The sequence below is a fragment of the Succiniclasticum sp. genome (assembly GCF_056977735.1).
The window spans coordinates 103,497-120,467 of the sequence record NZ_DBMCWA010000003.1 but is presented as its reverse complement, the minus strand read 5'-3'; the positions used below and the strand labels follow the sequence as shown (position 1 = coordinate 120,467).

The window sequence follows — 16,971 nt, the reverse complement described above, 5'->3', positions numbered from 1 at the left end:
AGCATTCTTATAATACAAACAGGACGTGATTCCATCGCAACGATGGAAACCGTCCTGTTTTCTTGTATGCATGAAAACCGGAAGCCAGCGCCAGATTGGCGCCGCCGCCGACAGCGTAACCCTGGACTGCGGCAATCACCAGTTTTTTCATCTTCCGGATCTGCAACATCACGCGGTTCACATGCGTTGCCAGTTCATCCAGGCCCGCATAATTTTGGTCGTCTAACTGTTTTTTGAAAAAACGCATATCGCCGCCGGCTGAGAAAGAACGCCCGGCCCCGCCAAGCACAACCACTTTCACTTCCGGCGATTGTTCGCAATACGTTAAGTGGTTTAGCAGTTCAATATCTGTCGCCTGGTCTAAAGGATTCAGATGGTCCGGATCATTCAGTAAAATGATGGCAACGCCGTTTTTTACTTCAAATGTTGTTTTACTCATTCTCGGCCTCCCCTCATGCCTTCTTTTTTCTTACCAGTCGGATAAAACTTTGCAACGTACTGTCCATCACCCGGTCCTTCCGCCACACAAAGGACACCTCCGCCTGTGCGAAGGCTGCAGGCACTGCATGGCTGACTACAATCTGTTTTGTTTTATAAAAAGCCGCCAGGCTTTCCGGAAACAGCGTTACCCCCAAACCGGCGCTGACGCTGGCAAGGATCGCGCCCAGCGAATCAAATTCTACCGTCTGCATTGGAATAATCTGCTCCTCATGCAGCCACTTTTCCAGCATCCATCGGTAGGAACACCCCTGAGGCAACACCAGCAACGGTTGGGATAATAACTCCGCAACCGGCGTCCCTACGTCAAATTCCGCTGTAGAATACAACGCAAGCGTTTCCTTTCGCACAAAGCAGCTGGCCAGTTCCGCATGGTTAACGGAACCTGCCACAAACGCCCCGTCCAGATTGTAATCCAGAACCTGCCGAACGGATTCCGCCGACACACCGGTCTGTACGGTCAGCGCTACATCAGGGCACCGGCGGTGATATTCGGCCAACAGTTCCGGCATAAAGGTGACCGCAGCCGATTCCATCGTACCGATATGCAGGCTGCCCCGCGCCGCCCCATCGTCTTTCATCACATTTTCCACTTCTGACACCAACCGGAACAGCTGATCCGTATAGGCTAACAGCGTTTCGCCCTTTTCTGTCAGCCTCACGCCGTAAGCATGGCGGTAAAACAGCGGCGTATTCAGTTCCTGTTCTAACTGCCGTATTTTCGTGGAAAGGTTGGACTGGGCGTAATTCAGTTTCTGCGCAGCTTGGGAAAAACTGCCCTCTTTCGCTACGATTCGAAAATACCGTAAGGCCTGTAAATCCATGTTTACCCCTTTCAATCTTCTGTGGTTTCCTGAACCGGCCGTTTGCTCTGCTGACGCTCTAACAGTTCTGTCACCGAAACGCCGCCTACACCCCAGTTATCCGTTTCTACTTCGTCAATGGTAACGTGCACCGATTTTGGATGTTTTCCTAAAATATCGCACAGGAGATTCGTCGTTCCTTCAATCAGCTGGCGTTTCTTTTCCGGCGTAACGTTCTTTTCTTTTGTAATACGGATGTTAACATACGGCATAACTAATCCCCCTTGTATAAAATAAAATTTATTATGCGCCGTTGCGCAAAATATTCATTTACCGTGAACCGCAAACAAAAACTGTTTTACAGAAGTAAACACTGAAGCCGGCATTACCAGCATAATCCCTGAACCTAACACGCAGAGAATGCCAATCAGATTCTGTACTGTCAGCATTTCGTAAAATACAAGGGAACCGACCAGGACGCTCGTCAACGGTTCAAACGTGCTGAGCAGCGAAGCGCGGACCGGCCCACAGCGGAACAGGCCCAACTGAAACAGCACTAATGCCAGCGCAGTTGATAAAAACGCCAGCAAAACAGTCCCGGCCCAGGCGGCTGCATCGGAAGGAACAGCCCAATTGCCAGTTACTGCGGCAAACAACGCAATTTCAGCAGAGGATAACAACGTGAGCCAGAAAACAGTAGGCAGTGCCGATATGGACTGCAACGAACTTTTTCCCAGAAACACAATGTACAGCGCATACGTCACGCCGGAAGCAACGGCCAACAAAACGCCGGCCGTCCTTGCTGTTTCCCCGCCGGAAAGCTGGCTGATGCCAATGGTACAGAGTAACGTACAGAAAATTTGGCGGCAGTCCGGACGCTCTCGGAACAGTATGACTGAAAAAACAATTACCAGCACCGGAAAGGTAAAATGCAGCGTCGTTGCCATACCTGAATCCATATGCCCATAGGAAGAAAACAGAAGCACCGGCGTCAGTGCATAAAACACGGAAAGCAGCATAATCTCCCGAAACTGACGCAGGGTGATATGCAGCGATACATCCCTGCGTACTGTAATTACAGCCAAAAGGATCAGGCTGCCAAAGAAAAAACGTCCCAGCGCTATCATGTACGCATTTCCGCCATGAGCCGCAACGATCTTTACCAACAACGGCATCAGGCCGAACAGAACGGCGGAAGCTATCACACATAATTCTCCTGTGTAAGAATGAACGCTTCTTCTCATAAACTGCCTCCGGTGTGTTAAATGATTTATTCCTACCGGTATTTTATAATAAATCAGTGTATTGTTAAAGTGAAAATTATATATGACATTATCTTTTTTTTATATATCATAAAATCGATAACATAATTTATGCCCTCACTCTGAAACTAATCAGGGCGAGGGCATTTATAATAAAAAGTATTTCAATTAAAAAATTTCCCTGCCAAGTTTTCTGTCAATTGGCAGAGGGATTTAGGTTTACCCCGAAATATCTTAAGGAACCACTGATCAATTCGTCTGTACGCTTACCGGGACTTTTTTTTACGATATCGCCCAAACTTGAAATTCAAATTTGAATTTGATATAATGATAAAAAACTGCGTATCCGGCGCAGTTTATTTTTAGTCCCGATTTCAAATTCGAATTTGAATTAATGAGACACTGTTTAACGTTTAAAGTGAGGAATCTTAGTATGGATACGTTAAAGAACAATAAGAAAACAATTCTGTTGGTAATTTTGCTTGTGCTGCTGGCTGCCGGTTTTTATTTTTACCGGAGCAAAACGGAAGAAAAAGCACTGGTCTTATATGGAAATGTTGATATCCGACAGATTTCACTGGCGTTTAATGCCAGCGAACGGATCGACAAGATGAACGCAGAGGAAGGCGACCGTGTCAAAAAGGGCGATGTGCTGGCCACGTTGAACACACAGACCCTGAAGCTGGCCATTGCCCAGACGAAAGCCCAGATTGCCAGTCAGCAGGCCGCGGTCGCCAAGCTGCACAACGGCTCCCGCCCGGAAGAAATCCTTCAGGCGCAGGCTTCTTTCAACACCATGGCTGCGGAAGAAGAGAACGCCCGCACCTATTATCAGCGCATGCAGTCACTATATGACAAAAACGCTGTCAGCCGCCAGAGCCGGGATGATGCAGAAGCCCGCTGGAAAGCCGCCGCTGCCAATCTGGAAAATGCAAGGGCCGCTCTCCAGTTAAGCAACATTGGTCCCCGGCAGGAAGATATCGCTGCTGCGGAAGCCCAGCTGGAAGCGTTAAAAGTTGCATTGCAGACCCAGGAATATAATCTGAGCCAGGCTACCCTGACCGCACCGCAGGACGGAGTCATCCGTTCCCGTCTGGCAGAGCCCGGCGATATGGCCTCCCCTTCCAAAGCTGTTTATATGATCGGACTGGAAAACACAAAATGGGTCCGGGCTTATATTTCGGAAAAACGTTTAGGCGAAGTAAAGGAAGGCATGGAAGCCACTGTTACCATAGACAGTTTTCCCAACCAGCCCATCAAAGGACAGGTTGGTTACATTTCCAACACGGCGGAGTTTACGCCGAAATCCGTACAAACGGAAGAGCTGCGCAGCTCGCTGCTGTATGAAATCCGCATTTACGTAAACGATGATAACAATGTGCTGCGCATGGGCATGCCGGCTACCGTAACATTTTAAAAACACCGGAGAAGAACCGTGAGTCATACATACATTGCAGAATCAGACGGCCTGTATAAAACGTTCAAAGATAAAACGACAGGCAAACCCATTACCGCCCTGCAAAACATTAACCTGAAAATCGAAAAAGGGAAAATCACAGCCCTGATCGGCCCGGACGGTGCAGGCAAGACAACCTTCCTGCGCATGGTCTGCGGTTTATTGTTCCCCACCAACGGAAAGCTGACCGTCTTAGGACATGATATTACGCAGAACCCCCAGGCAGTGCAGGATCAACTGAGCTACATGCCCCAGAAGTTCGGCCTCTACGAAGACCTGACCTGTCAGGAAAATCTGGATCTGTACGCAGATCTCCACGGCATTCCCCGGGATATCCGTCAGGCACGGTTCCAAAAACTGCTGCACATGACGGGGCTGGAGCCTTTCACCGGACGGCTGGCCGGCCAGTTGTCCGGGGGCATGAAACAGAAACTGGGCCTGGCCTGTACGTTGGTCCGGTCTCCCCAACTCCTGCTGCTGGATGAACCGACGGTCGGTGTCGATCCCCTGTCCCGCCGGGAATTGTGGGCTATTTTACAGGAGCTGGTAGCGGAAGAGCATATTTCCGTACTGGTGAGCACAGCATACATGGACGAAGCGGAACTGTGCCAGCAGATATTTATGTTGAACCGGGGAGATATTTTAGCGGAAGGTTCCCCGGAAACCCTGAGGGAAATCGCCCGCGACCATTGTTATGTCGCGTCACCGCCACCCGGTATCCCGGCCCGGAACCTGCAGGCCGCTCTGCTGGACGACAAAGAAAATGTCATTGACGCCGTTCCCGAGAGTGGAAAAGTGCGTTTTTCCGTTTATAAGCCAGACTGTATCAGCCGACTGGCAGCCCTGCAGCCTTTCCCCGGATTAAAACCGCTTCCCGTACCGGTCTGTCTGGAAGACAGTTTCATGATCCTGTTGCACAATGCGGAAAAGTCTGCAGAAAAAAATCCTGAATTTGCGTTAGACTACAGCACAGTCCGTCCTCCGTCACAGGATGTCGTGATCGAAGTCAGGGATCTGGTACGTAAGTTCGGCGATTTCATCGCTGTCAACAATACTTCCTTTCAGGTTCATAAAGGTGAAATTTTTGGCCTGTTAGGCCCTAACGGAGCAGGCAAATCGACTACCTTCAAAATGTTGTGCGGCCTGCTCCCCGCCACCAGCGGCTTTCTTTCCGTAGCCGGGGTCAACCTGCGGGATGCGAGGCGGCAGGCCCGGGCCAACGTAGGATATGTGGCCCAGAAGTTTTCCTTATACAAAACGCTGACCGTAAAAGAGAACCTGGAATTCTTCGGCGGCGTTTACGGACTTGACCGCAGCCGCCTGAAAGCACAGATGGATGCCATGCTCCGTCAGTTTGACCTGACAGCTGTAATGGATAAACCGGCTGGCGAATTACCGGGCGGATATAAGCAACGGCTTTCCATGGCTGTAGGCCTGATCCACCAGCCGCATATCCTGTTTCTGGACGAGCCAACCAGCGGCATTGATCCGGTAGCCCGGCGTACCTTCTGGCGGCAGATCACCGCCTTTGCAGCCGCAGGAACTACGATCATCATTACGACACATTTTATGGAAGAAGCGGAATACTGTGACCGCATCATGATCCAGGACCAGGGCAAAATGCTGGTGCTGGGAACGCCGGAAGAAGTGAGGCGCAAAGGTGGTAACAGCAGCACCATGAACGAAGCGTTCATTTCTATTGTGAACCAGAACCGCAATATAAATGCAAACGGTGATTCAGTATGAATGATTTTCTCCGCCGCTTAAAGGCACTGATACAAAAAGAATATTACCAGCTGATCCGGGATTGTAGCAGCCTTATCATTGGCATTGTCATCCCCATCATGCTGATTTTGCTCATCGGCTACGGTCTTTCGTTAGATGTAAAGAACGTGCCGGTAGCCGTAGTATTGGAAGACGCTTCCCCTACGTCCCAGGATGTGGTGAGTTTCCTGAACGGTTCCGATTATTTCGACCCGACTTATGTGACCAGCATGCATCTGGCCGAAGATTTGATGGATAACCGGAAAGCTGATGCCATCGTACGCATCCCCGGTAATTTTACGGAACAGCTGAAACGCGGTAACGCGGATATCCAGATTATCCTTTGGGGCGTTGACGCGACAACAGCCCGCACAGCAGGAAGCTACATCGAAGCCGGTATTGCCCAATGGCAGGCCTTACACATGCAACAATATCTTACAGCGTCTACCGGAAAAGGCGCAATCACGGTCGTCGCGCGCCAGTGGTTCAACGACGCCAACACCAGCACCTGGGTCTTTGTGCCCGGACTGGTAGTACTGATCATTACACTGGTGGGCGTTCTGCTGACTACCATGGTCATGGCAAAAGAATGGGAACACGGAACACTGGAAGCGCTGTTCATTACTCCCGTCCGGATTCTGGAAATCCTTCTTTCGAAAATTATCCCCTACTTTTGCGTAGCTATGACCGGTTTCTGGCTCTGCATGTTCTCTGCCCGCTATCTGTATAAAGTTCCCATCCACGGTTCTTTTCTGGTTATTCTGTTCAGTTCCGTCATTTACCTGATGGCTTCTTTGGGAATGGGGCTTACCATTTCATCCGTCATCCGGAATCAGTATCTCGCTTCACAGCTGGCCGTTATCGTATCCATGCTGCCCACCATGATGCTGAGCGGTTTTCTTTTCGATCTGCGCAGCGTACCTGCTGTAGTAAGCGCCATTGGGCATATATTGCCGGCCACATATTTTATGGAACTGTTAAAATCCCTGTTCCTTTCAGGTAACAACTGGCCGCTGATCATTAAGAACTGTTCCGTTTTGACAGTGTATGCCATTGCATTCCTTGCATTGTCCTTTAAAGTTACGAAAAAGAGGCTGGAATAATGAAGGAAATTTTTTCTGTAACACTGCGGCGCATCCTGTTTATGATCCGCAAAGAGATGCTTGCCACACTGAAAGATCCGAAAAGCAGGGCTATACTGGTTTTGCCTGCCATTGTGCAGAGCCTGCTGTTCGGTTATGTAGCCACGTATAATCTGGATGAGGCGCCCTACGCCGTGCTGGACCAGAGCCACAGCAAATATTCTGCGGAACTGCTGGCGAAAATGGACGGCAGCGGCATCTTTAAACGGATCCGCACCCTGGACAGCACGAGCCAGATTGCAGACTGTATCGATTCCGGCGATGCCGTTATGGTCATCACCATCGGTTCAGAATTTGCCAAACAGATTAATTCCGGACAGACTGCCCCGGTCCAGATTATTACCGACGGGCGCAACACCATGACCAGCGGGCTCGCTTCCGGTTATGCGGCTTCTGTAATCGCCAGTTACAACAGTGAGTTACAAAACGGAAAACAGCTGATCAACGTGAAGACGGTGACCTGGTACAATCCAAACCAGATCACCCGCTGGAGTTTCCTGGCATCCCTTCTTCCCATGATGAGCCTCTCACAGGTCATGCTGCTGTCCGGACTATCCGTCGCCCGGGAACGGGAAGACGGCACCTTCGACCAACTGCTGGTCACCCCCTTAGGCCCGACCGATATCCTGATTGGGAAAGCGGTTCCGCCGATTCTGATAGGAATGCTTCAGAGCATTATCATTCTCTTCGTCGCGGTTTTCTGGTTTAAAGTTAAATTTATGGGATCGCTGGCCACGCTGTTTTTGACTATCTTTATCTTCTTAATAAGCTGTGTGGGGATCGGCCTGTCCATTTCCGCTGTTTCCGGCAGCATGCAGCAGGTCATGGTCTACAGCTTCGTAGTCATGTTGCCAATCATGCTGCTGTCCGGTATGGCTACACCGGTACGGAATATGCCGGAAGCCCTGCAGTGGTTCACCTATATTAACCCGCTTCGTTTTGCCATCGACGCCGTCCGCCGGATTTATCTGGAAGGGGCCACACTGGCAACGATTGCGCCAAATTTCATTCCCATGCTTGCCGTAGCCTCTGTTACGCTGCCCACCGCAGGCTGGATGTTCCGCCATAAACTGTAGAAAGCATTGACCCGGAGGTTAAACATGAAACACACCAAGAATAATTCGTCACAGGTTTTCAACCTGAAACTGAAAAAAGAAAATCCGCCCACCGTAATACGGTCGGACGGACAGGAAACGCGCAACCGGATCATCGAATGCGCCGGTAAGCTGTTTGCCAGGGACGGATATGATAAAACAACGAGCAAAAGCATCTGCACTATGGCAGATGTGAATCTGGCCGCAGTCAATTATCATTTTGGTAGCCGGGACGGACTGTATCTGGCGGTACTGGAAGAAATACAAAACCGTATTACGGAACTGAATTCCCTGAGCCGCATCAAAAATTCTCCGATTTCTTCCCGGGAAAAAATAGAAACATTCTTAGACTTTTTTATTTCATCCGTTTTCAAAAAAAACAACTGGCCCGTGCAGCTTTGGACCCGGGAACTTATGGAACCCTCTCCGTTCCTGCAGCTGGTAGTCCCCAAAAAAATTCTGCCGAAATTTTCCGTGGTCGTCAGTATCTTCAGCGAATATCTGAATCTTCCGGAAGAGGATCCCCGGTTATATACTGCCATCTTAAGCACGCTGGCACCTTTTTCCATCGTCTCCCTGGGACAAAATCATCCGCTTGCATCGCATTCACCAATAAAGATCCCACAACGTCAACTAATCCGGTTATTGCGCGCCAATGCACTGCTTACCCTGCAGGCGTTACGCGATACAACCGCGGTTGCAGACAAAGCGCAAAGTTGTAATCTTGCGGTTCCTGATGAATAAGCGTATACCACGCAGCCGGCGCGTCATTTGAAAGCAATCAGCACGAGTTTGGGATTGCCCGTCCAGTGATCCAGCAGCGCGATTGTGTTTCCGTCAATCTGGCAGCCATAGGTCGCGTTAATACCTAATTCCTTAGGCGTGAAATTAGCCACGAGCTTCGCATCCTTGCGGGAATAAATGTCCAGCCCTTTACTGTTCGAGCGCGCATGTACCATATAAGCATCCGTCAGATAAAAGCTGCCGAAATTAAAATCTTTGCTGGGACCATACGACCTGACCAGACGCATATCCAGGTCGTGCTCACGGACATAGTGATTGTTGGGGGCTTCGCTCTTAACGCGCCCCCGGACCAGAGCCCGGTCTCCATGTACGCTGAACCAGCCGCAGGTGATATAAGGATCGTTCTGGGGCAGGTAGCCGCCTGCCTGTTTAGCATTAGGAACCGGGAAAGTTCCGTCCGCCTTGGCCTGCGTCTTTAGAAACGCTCCGCTGTTTGTCCAGGCAAGCGCGTTGTTCTTATCAGTGGTAGGCGTCAAATAACCCAGGTTGGCGTAAACTTCTCCGATGTCTTTGTCTTTTTCCAGTCCGTGCGTGCGGTGCTTGCCCTGCACCTGCTGACGGAAGAACAGACGGTCTCCTGCTACACCGGTGAGGAAGCTGACGTTCTGCGCCAGCGACGGCTGATCCACCACGAGTTTTTTATCTTTGAGAACGAGCTTCACCAGATCCTTTTTACCGGAAACCGCGTAGAACGCACCGTCCAGATACCGCATTGGGGGCATATAGGCGCCATTGGACAGCCCTTTAACATCGCTCTCCAGTTTGAGGACTCTGATGCTGACATTTTGATTTTTGAGTTCGGCGCCATCTTTTTGCACCATTTCTACAATCGGCGCTACGGTTTTTTTCGGGGACGCGGGTTTCTTTTCATTTCCGCCTCCACTGCCGCTGCCGCCGCAGCCCGTAAGTGTGAGCGCCGCCGCCAGGGCGAGCGTAAGTGCGAATAATTTTTTAGATTTCATGTTTCTCCCTCCTGTGCGTAATAGTTATTTTCTTTGTCACTAAAGAAACTACTGTTTTGATTTGCAACCGGCCCAGGCCGTTTTTTTCTTTTCAAATACCATGAAGTAACAAAAGCCTTCGTTCTTCGTCTTATCCTCTTGCAGTAACATTATACCATCAGACCGGGATATGTTAAAGGTCTGAACGCCGGATCCCTTACCCGTCCCCGGTCACTTAAGTGACCGGATTTTTTTCGCAACTCCAGTGGCCGTGCGGTTTTTCAGCCTGCTCTCTGTTATTAATATAGGCAGTCTGTTTATCTGTCTCCAGATGGCATACATTTCGTTCATTCTATTGCTTTGTTCGCGAGAGCTGCCAGTACGCCGACCCGCCAAAAACGGTTTACTTCCTTTTTTTCAATTACGGCTGCTCCCGGCAGTTTACCTGCAGCATTCCAGTCCTGCTTGCATTCCCGGATTGATAAGCGTATAATACATTCCTGTACGGAAAAAGGAAATAAACCCTGCTGCCGGTCTTTGGCAACAGCTTCCACTCCGTAATCCAAAAAAACAGGAGGCATTTCTTTGCATTACAGTAAACCGATCCATAAACAGCAGTCGCTGAAATTCAATATCGTTGATTCGCCCATGGGCATAGGGAAAAGCGAAACCCTCATCGACCGGATCCGCTTTCACAACAGCTGGGATGACAAGGAACCTACGCGTTTCATCGTGTTCGTTCCCACCATCCGGGAACGGGACTGCCGGTATGCACCGGTGGTGAATCTGAAATGCCCGGAAACGAAACCTTATAATAAAAGTATCCTGGATTTAATCCGTAACGGCGAAAACATTGTCACGACCCATGCGCTCTGGAGCACGTTCAACGATGAGACACTTGAAGCGTTTCACCGTTGCGGGTTTCACTATATAGCGCTTTTCGACGAAGTACCCCCGCTCTTCCAGGATGTGGTCGGCGTGGGCAACAAGCTGGATGAACCGCCGGGAAGCATACGTTTCGGTCCTGCCGATGTTAAACTGATGCAGCAGACCGGCATGGTCAGAGTCCTCAATGGCGCAATCGAATTCAATCCCAAATGCGATTACGCAAAAACCGATTCCGATTACAAAATATTCGACGCTGTAAAAAAACTGAGTTACAGCTGCACCTTGTATCCCTACGGAAATAAAGATGGACGGTTCACTTCCATCATCGCGTTCGCGAGACGGGAACTGTTTTCCTGCTTTAAAGAATGCTGGTTCTTTTCCTACCTGACGCAGGACAGCATGCTGCACAAGTATTGCGCGTTAAACCGTATTGATATGGAATATTATCAGATCGTCGACAGGCGCATCATGCGGAATCCCGGCGGCCGGTTCATGGAAACCTATCCGGACGGAATTGAGAAACTGGTCGTTCTGGACGGGAAGCCGTTTAATATGGACAGTAGCCTCTCCAAACGCTGGTACAGCCGCGCCGCCAAAGATAAAAGCCAGGCAGGACTGAAAGAACTGAAACAGAAGTTCCGCAATGCCTATGAATTCATGAAAGCCCGGGGCGTGCGCAGCGATTCCTTTATGTTTACCACGTTTAACGCCTACAAAGAGCTGCTGCGCAGTAACGGAAGGCATTACCCGTCCCTTCGCCGGTTCCTGCCCTGCAATACGAAAGCCACCAACAAATACAGCAACTGCACCGGCGTGGCCTATCTGTGCAACCGGTTCTTTGACGTAACCTGCACGCATTTTCTTGCGGACCGGGCAGAAGTGGAAAAGAATCCGGAGCTGAAATTCAATGACGACAATTACGCGCTGTCCGAACTCGTACAGTTCATCTGGCGCTCCAACGTACGCGTGCAGGATTCAACCCAGCCCGTTTATGTGTGGATCCCGGATCAACGGATGCGCACGTTGCTGCAGGATTTTCAGAAGCGCGCCCTTGCGAAGCGGAACGTACCGGATACGTATCGCGTAAAATGCAAAAAAAGACCTGCGACTCCCAAACTGAGGCGCAGGCTTGCACACAGAAAACCGAATTTATCGGATTTGCATCATGCTTATATGTGTTTTAAATATATTTTGTTTCCGACGGCTTGAACTTCCTACTGGTCAGTATATTAGAAAAGATAAAAATCGTCCAGTTGTACTGGACGATTTTTCATTACTTTTTTCTTCTTTTGCTTCATCCTCTACGGCTTTTTGTCAGATAAGGATATTCTGTTATTTCTTTCTGCGTTTCATGAACATCCAGATGCCGCCGCCGATCAGAATCACCGGCAGGCCAAGGATCAGCAGGTCAAAAATATCAAAGTCGCTGTCGTCCGCTTCTCCTGCTTTGGGTTTTGGCAGCTCTGCCTTTCCTACCGCAACCTTCCAGGTGCGGGTCATATCACCGTTTTTTGCAGTCACATCTGCAACGCCGTCAGCCTTACCCACAAGCACGCCGTCTTTAATTTCTGCAATCTTGCTGTCGCTGACGCTCCACTGGGGCTTTACCTCCCCTTCCTGTCCGGTGATGTAAGTTGACAACTCCAACTTTTCGTTAACGTCAACGTGTGCAGGCAGTGCATTGCATTCCAGCTTTGGGACATAAGCAGTCACCTCCACCTTAAAATCACGGGAGGCATTATCTACGGTTAATTTTCCGCTGATTGTCGCAGTGCCGTCAGCTTTGGCGGCCAGTGTACCGTCACCGGCCACGCTGACTTTGTCATCGGCGCTGGATTTTAAATCGGACAATTTATATTTCAGATTACCGGGAATGGTAACTCTCAGTTTGCTGCTTTCTCCTACTTTAATGGCAGGGTCTGCCGGTTCCACATTCACCACGGCACTGATAGTAAACAGGTTGTCCTTAGCGTCTGCATCTTTCCCATCTGTCTTTTCCTCAGTAGCCCCTTCCGGCACGGGAACCTCTTCTTCCTCTTCTTCCGGTAACAGGGGCGCTTTCTTTGTCGTGAGCATGGTAGCAGGCGAGCCGTAAATCAGCTTCGGGTTCTTAACATCATCGTTGCGGTAGACCGCAGTCAGGTCTGCTGCCACCAGGAACCGGGCAAACAGTTTGTTATCCGGCTGATGAATGGCCCGTATATCATAGAACCAACCTCCAACGGCTTCATGAGCATATATCAGCCGGTACGGTCTGTTAGCACTGTTCAGGCTGGTCTTTACCGGGGAAATTCCTTCCAGGACCGCCATCGCCGCCGCTTCCGAAACGTCAAATCCCTTTTCCATAAATTCATAAGCGCCGCTCACATCAGCCGGCATGGAGCCTTCCTGTTTCACGGTAATCGTTTTGTCTTTCAGGGTAAATGTCAGTTTCACCGGTTTTTTATCTACATCAAATTCAGCTTCGCCCACGCCGTTATCATTGACCAGTAAAATGCCGGCCGTACTGAAATCATATGAACTGTCTTCCGCTTCACTGCCCCGCATTACGTCAAATTCAAACAGGAAGAGACCTTCTTCCATGGGTTTAATAATGAGGTGCCCGTTGTTGTACTGGGAGCTTTCTTTCCAGGTATAATTGCCTTCCGCCTTTTTCCATTCCTCGCCGCCTTTAGCCATGCCCACAGCGGAAACGGCCAGCATTACAATCAGCGTCAGCATAAAAACCGCAAGCTTTGTTATCTTAATATTTCGTTTCATGTCCTTACGCCTCCTTACAGTGCCAGCCTGAATTTTGCCGTACGGGGCGATCTGCCGTCAACCCAGTACTTAATCGTATATACACCTCGGGGAGAACGTCTGCCCGAATTCTTTGCGGCCCAGCCGTTCCAGTCGAAACAGAACCACTGGTTAGAATTACTCGACTTGAAGTTGAAACTACGCACCAGTTGATTTTTATTATTGAATATCTGGAAATGCAAACCTTTTCCTCTGGCATTATTCCGTTTGAAATATAACCGCTGCATCAGGTCGCCGTTATCGTTCCGGATAACCTTTGTAGAATGATATTGCAGAAAAGAAGCACCGGGGTATGTAAAAGGAATCGTAATATATTCTTCACCCCAATTGTAATACGGCTTATACGTGACCAGTTTGTATTTTCCGGCTTTAAACCGGGACATGTTAAGCCGGTATGAGTAATACCCGTAAGTTGTGTTATTCTTTTTATACACTTTTTGGGGCTTCATGACTTTAAAATTCGCGATTCTCTTATTTTTACTGTCCAGGATATAAGCTCCCCTTTGCGAAGTATGTCCTGCCCAAGACATCCACGCAAAGCCTTTTGTACCGTTAAAAGTTACTTTTGACGAAAACCCTTTTACGGCAGCAAACACTGTCACGGTAACAAGAAATACCGCCACAAGGCTTAGGGCTATAATTTTTCGTGCCCGATCCATAATAACAAACCTCCTTAAATGTGTATAAATATTAAACAACCTGAATAATACATCCTCCCTCATTTCCATTCCATGCGGAGGATCTGTTCATCACCCTTTCGATCCGTCGATATTGTAAATCATCACATCGCCGCCATCGCTGTCGAAGCGGTACACAGCGCTTAAATCTTTCGGCACCATGAAGGTGCGGAGCAGTTTACCATTTTGGAATACTTTAACGGCAAAGCCATAATTCTTAATGATGTATTTGTATTTCGGCATCATGCTGCCCGTTACAGCCTCCGGTATGATTTGCAACGTCTTATCCGTAAAGTCGGTGTCGGTTTCGCGAACAGGCAGCGCGGCAACCAGTGCACAGGCGGCGAACTCGTCAGCCCGCGGCGTACGGTTTTTATTCAATACATATTCACCGCGGACGTCTGGTAAACGCAGTCCGTTATGCCCGAAATAGTCCAGAACCAGTCCGTCTTTTTCCGAAGTGACGCCTGCATGCATCAGCTGGATCTGTGCATCATCCAGCATGGACCCAGTCCCGTTTCCTCTATGGATACCCCGGACTTCGGCGCCAGTGGCGAACTGGGCGCCCAGACGGAGTTGGACAGGTTTCATTCCTGCTTTGATATATTTCTTGTCCGGAGGGGAATCCGTGATTGCCAGACCGATAATCTGCCCGCCCAGTGCGACAGCCGGAGCCTGGGATAACGCTTCCCAGCCTTTTTCATCATCGGTTCCATTGTAATCACAGGCGCGCAGTGTGATCACCGGCCATTGATCCGGCAGCACCGTTACATTGATATACGCATTTGTCACACCGTTGTCATTTTTCCGTTCATACCGTCCGGCAGCAGGCGGCCATATTTCGCCCTCATCGCTCCAATACCAGTTCGCTACAGAACGTTCCGCATTCTTCCCCGTTGCAGGAGCCGCGTTTGCCGTATCTGTAACAGAAAGCAGAGTTAATGCTGCACACATTACAGCCAAGCCGAATCGCACGCTTTTTCTCATACCGAATTTTCACCTCCCCATAAAATCTATGTATCTCATCATGAATTAATGATCCCAAAGAAAGCCAAACGCTATCATACCGGCAACCAACAGAACCACAATTGCTATACCAATGGGCAAAATCACCTGCGCTGCCATGGCGGCAACCGTGTCATCAGCTCCGGCCTGTTGACGCTTTGCATGTTGTCGGCACATCCACAAGCCTGCTGCACAAGAAATTACTACACCGATTGCCCAGAATAAGAACCAGCAGGATATCCCATCGCCGGGGAGCTGCGATAACACACCGCAAAGAAATACAAATTGTAAAACGAAAGGTCTCCACTGTACCGCCGCTTCGCCGTATTTATTTGAATACCTGCTGTTCAGAACAAAACCTGCCACACAGCACGCAATCGCTAAACCAACTAAAATACATCCGCTCAATGGACATTCCCTCCGTCTTTACCGGTTGACACGTAAGCAAATTACCCTGGAAAACAAAATAACCGCTTAATGCAACATGCATCATGTTACATCAAACGGTTAACCTGTTTTATATGTAATTGCAAAAGGGCGCAGTTAGCTACTGCTCTGCTCTGCTCTACTCTGAAAAGCGTAGTCCGACCTGACATTTCCTGTCAACCCCTTTTACGGAACTATTTTTGTATTTTTTACATTCTCTTTAACACCCGCGAGCGCGCTCTTTCGCTTTGTACTTCTTTCGTCTTTATCTTTTATAATGCTCACGTTTTGGAATTACTTTTTAATTATACTATTATATTTATTATAACATATTGTTCCATTACTTCAAGTCAGGTTTCTCCCCCAAATACTCAGCGACTCTTTTATTCATTATAGCAAAAATCCCCCGGGCACAAAAAATGATGAACGTAATCCACGCTCATTTATCCCTTCCTTGCGTTTACAACCTTCACGTATTTTTCTTCACGCTTAACAAAAATACCGTAATCATAATGAACGCCATCCCTGCGTAATCGACGGGAAGCAACACGGTCCCCAAAAAGAAAACGGTGAAGAGGATTGTGGCGAGGGGTTCAAAACAGCTGATAAGCGACGCTTTCGTCGGCCCGATAATTTTCACCCCTGCCAGAAACAGGGTAAAAGGAATAATCGTTCCCCCCAGAATAATAAATGTTACCGCGCCCGCAGCCGCCGGTGTCCAGAGACTTACGCCGGAATCAGCGAGATTACAGAAAGGCAACAGGAATAACGAGGAGATTAATTGGCCCCAGCCCATGATCAGCATGGTTGGAAACTGTTTCAGGATGTTTTCCGGCGCAATCATATAAATGCAAAGCGCAATGGCCGAAAGCTCGCCTGACACCAGCGCCACAGGTGAAATGACCAGATGCGACGGATCGCCATGGGTGCTGATGAGAAACACGCCGGTCATGGCCAGCACAACGCCCAGCAGTTCCCTCCCTTCCGGCATGCGCCTTTGGACAAAAGCCTGCCACAGGATAATAAATATCGGCGCCTGATACTGCAGGATGGTCGAAGTGGGCGCATTAGAAACGCTGATTGTGTAATAGTACATAAACTGCGCGCCCAAAAGTCCCAGAGTGAACCAAAGCATTTCTGTAATATTTTTGCGACCGCTCCGCCACAAGGCTAAAAGCGGTTCTCCTTTAATACGCATAACCAGCAGAAATAATATCCCCGCTGCCACCTGCCGCACTGCAATCAGCCAGACCGGATACGGATGATAATTCTCAAACAGAAACTGTCCGCATACCCCGCTGAGCCCCCACATCGCAGCGCTCAACATCACCATAAGAGTTCCCATCGTCATTGTCGTCCATTACTATTTTAAACTTAATCTGCAGACAAACTCCTGCAGCCGCAAACCGCAT

General features: G+C 49.2%; 17 protein-coding genes. 6 read left to right on the top strand and 11 right to left on the bottom strand.

Annotation, left to right across the window (positions count from 1 at the left end; all coding sequences use genetic code 11):
- Positions 1-7: 7 nt before the first annotated feature.
- Genes ACZOWY_RS02790 through ACZOWY_RS02775 form a run of 4 tightly spaced genes read right to left on the bottom strand, consistent with a single transcriptional unit; the run spans position 8 to position 2,545 of the window.
- Positions 8-439: an enoyl-CoA hydratase/isomerase family protein gene (locus tag ACZOWY_RS02790; protein ID WP_484392641.1), complete on the bottom strand. Its 432-nt coding sequence runs from the start codon at positions 437-439 to the stop codon at positions 8-10.
- A 13-nt stretch (positions 440-452) separates the two neighbouring features.
- The gene (locus ACZOWY_RS02785; protein ID WP_484392640.1) at positions 453-1,322 is read right to left on the bottom strand and encodes a LysR family transcriptional regulator; all 870 of its coding nucleotides are present in this window, start codon (positions 1,320-1,322) and stop codon (positions 453-455) included.
- A gap of 11 nt (positions 1,323-1,333) precedes the next feature.
- Complete coding sequence (locus ACZOWY_RS02780; RefSeq protein ID WP_484392639.1) at positions 1,334-1,573, bottom strand: tautomerase family protein; 240 nt, start codon at positions 1,571-1,573, stop codon at positions 1,334-1,336.
- A gap of 54 nt (positions 1,574-1,627) precedes the next feature.
- Positions 1,628-2,545, bottom strand: a complete 918-nt coding sequence (locus ACZOWY_RS02775; protein WP_484392638.1) for a DMT family transporter — start codon at positions 2,543-2,545, stop codon at positions 1,628-1,630.
- Positions 2,546-2,996: 451 nt separating this feature from the next.
- On the opposite strand from ACZOWY_RS02775, the gene ACZOWY_RS02770 reads away from it, so the two are divergent.
- From ACZOWY_RS02770 to ACZOWY_RS02750, 5 genes are read left to right on the top strand one after another with little or no spacing between them, the layout of a single operon-like run.
- A complete protein-coding gene (locus ACZOWY_RS02770; RefSeq protein ID WP_484392637.1) occupies positions 2,997-3,980 on the top strand; it encodes an HlyD family secretion protein in 984 nt (327 codons plus the stop codon).
- 18 nt (positions 3,981-3,998) lie between these two features.
- The gene (locus ACZOWY_RS02765; protein WP_484392636.1) at positions 3,999-5,765 is read left to right on the top strand and encodes an ATP-binding cassette domain-containing protein; all 1,767 of its coding nucleotides are present in this window, start codon (positions 3,999-4,001) and stop codon (positions 5,763-5,765) included.
- The gene (locus ACZOWY_RS02760) at positions 5,762-6,886 is read left to right on the top strand and encodes an ABC transporter permease (protein WP_484392635.1); all 1,125 of its coding nucleotides are present in this window, start codon (positions 5,762-5,764) and stop codon (positions 6,884-6,886) included. Before ACZOWY_RS02765 ends, ACZOWY_RS02760 begins: the two co-directional genes overlap by 4 nt.
- On the top strand, positions 6,886-8,001 hold the full coding sequence (locus ACZOWY_RS02755; RefSeq protein ID WP_484392634.1) for an ABC transporter permease: 1,116 nt from the start codon (positions 6,886-6,888) through the stop codon (positions 7,999-8,001). Before ACZOWY_RS02760 ends, ACZOWY_RS02755 begins: the two co-directional genes overlap by 1 nt.
- Before the next feature lie 24 nt (positions 8,002-8,025).
- Positions 8,026-8,763, top strand: coding sequence for a TetR/AcrR family transcriptional regulator (locus tag ACZOWY_RS02750; protein WP_484392633.1), 738 nt, complete (start codon positions 8,026-8,028; stop codon positions 8,761-8,763).
- Positions 8,764-8,786: 23 nt separating this feature from the next.
- On the opposite strand, the gene ACZOWY_RS02745 is transcribed toward ACZOWY_RS02750, so the two are convergent.
- Together ACZOWY_RS02745 and ACZOWY_RS02740 are read right to left on the bottom strand one after the other, a co-directional pair.
- Positions 8,787-9,785: a hypothetical protein gene (locus ACZOWY_RS02745; protein WP_484392632.1), complete on the bottom strand. Its 999-nt coding sequence runs from the start codon at positions 9,783-9,785 to the stop codon at positions 8,787-8,789.
- 326 nt (positions 9,786-10,111) lie between these two features.
- Positions 10,112-10,330: a hypothetical protein gene (locus ACZOWY_RS02740; protein WP_484392631.1), complete on the bottom strand. Its 219-nt coding sequence runs from the start codon at positions 10,328-10,330 to the stop codon at positions 10,112-10,114.
- 19 nt (positions 10,331-10,349) lie between these two features.
- Here ACZOWY_RS02740 and ACZOWY_RS02735 point away from each other — a divergent pair, with 19 nt between their 5' ends.
- A complete protein-coding gene (locus tag ACZOWY_RS02735) occupies positions 10,350-11,861 on the top strand; it encodes a hypothetical protein (protein WP_484392630.1) in 1,512 nt (503 codons plus the stop codon).
- 123 nt (positions 11,862-11,984) lie between these two features.
- Here the strand turns inward: ACZOWY_RS02735 and ACZOWY_RS02730 are convergent, their stop codons facing one another.
- From ACZOWY_RS02730 to ACZOWY_RS02710, 5 genes are all read right to left on the bottom strand, one after another.
- On the bottom strand, positions 11,985-13,412 hold the full coding sequence (locus tag ACZOWY_RS02730; protein ID WP_484392629.1) for an LPXTG cell wall anchor domain-containing protein: 1,428 nt from the start codon (positions 13,410-13,412) through the stop codon (positions 11,985-11,987).
- 14 nt (positions 13,413-13,426) lie between these two features.
- Positions 13,427-14,110 carry a hypothetical protein gene (locus ACZOWY_RS02725; RefSeq protein WP_484392628.1) on the bottom strand — a complete coding sequence of 228 codons (684 nt, stop codon included), beginning with the start codon at positions 14,108-14,110 and terminating at the stop codon, positions 13,427-13,429.
- A 90-nt stretch (positions 14,111-14,200) separates the two neighbouring features.
- The gene (locus ACZOWY_RS02720) at positions 14,201-15,082 is read right to left on the bottom strand and encodes a hypothetical protein (RefSeq protein WP_484392627.1); all 882 of its coding nucleotides are present in this window, start codon (positions 15,080-15,082) and stop codon (positions 14,201-14,203) included.
- Positions 15,083-15,160: 78 nt separating this feature from the next.
- Positions 15,161-15,541, bottom strand: a complete 381-nt coding sequence (locus ACZOWY_RS02715) for a hypothetical protein (protein ID WP_484392626.1) — start codon at positions 15,539-15,541, stop codon at positions 15,161-15,163.
- Positions 15,542-16,028: 487 nt separating this feature from the next.
- On the bottom strand, positions 16,029-16,910 hold the full coding sequence (locus tag ACZOWY_RS02710; protein ID WP_484392625.1) for a DMT family transporter: 882 nt from the start codon (positions 16,908-16,910) through the stop codon (positions 16,029-16,031).
- Positions 16,911-16,971 lie beyond the last annotated feature (61 nt).

Coding starts and splice junctions, on each gene's coding strand:
- ACZOWY_RS02785 (WP_484392640.1), bottom strand. CDS start 1,322: ATGGATTTACAGGCCTTACGGTATTTTCGAATCGTAGCGAAAGAGGGC.
- ACZOWY_RS02725 (WP_484392628.1), bottom strand. CDS start 14,110: ATGGATCGGGCACGAAAAATTATAGCCCTAAGCCTTGTGGCGGTATTT.
- ACZOWY_RS02755 (WP_484392634.1), top strand. CDS start 6,886: ATGAAGGAAATTTTTTCTGTAACACTGCGGCGCATCCTGTTTATGATC.
- ACZOWY_RS02770 (WP_484392637.1), top strand. CDS start 2,997: ATGGATACGTTAAAGAACAATAAGAAAACAATTCTGTTGGTAATTTTG.
- ACZOWY_RS02745 (WP_484392632.1), bottom strand. CDS start 9,785: ATGAAATCTAAAAAATTATTCGCACTTACGCTCGCCCTGGCGGCGGCG.
- ACZOWY_RS02750 (WP_484392633.1), top strand. CDS start 8,026: ATGAAACACACCAAGAATAATTCGTCACAGGTTTTCAACCTGAAACTG.
- ACZOWY_RS02730 (WP_484392629.1), bottom strand. CDS start 13,412: ATGAAACGAAATATTAAGATAACAAAGCTTGCGGTTTTTATGCTGACG.
- ACZOWY_RS02760 (WP_484392635.1), top strand. CDS start 5,762: ATGAATGATTTTCTCCGCCGCTTAAAGGCACTGATACAAAAAGAATAT.
- ACZOWY_RS02720 (WP_484392627.1), bottom strand. CDS start 15,082: ATGTGTGCAGCATTAACTCTGCTTTCTGTTACAGATACGGCAAACGCG.
- ACZOWY_RS02710 (WP_484392625.1), bottom strand. CDS start 16,910: ATGACGATGGGAACTCTTATGGTGATGTTGAGCGCTGCGATGTGGGGG.
- ACZOWY_RS02780 (WP_484392639.1), bottom strand. CDS start 1,573: ATGCCGTATGTTAACATCCGTATTACAAAAGAAAAGAACGTTACGCCG.
- ACZOWY_RS02790 (WP_484392641.1), bottom strand. CDS start 439: ATGAGTAAAACAACATTTGAAGTAAAAAACGGCGTTGCCATCATTTTA.
- ACZOWY_RS02775 (WP_484392638.1), bottom strand. CDS start 2,545: ATGAGAAGAAGCGTTCATTCTTACACAGGAGAATTATGTGTGATAGCT.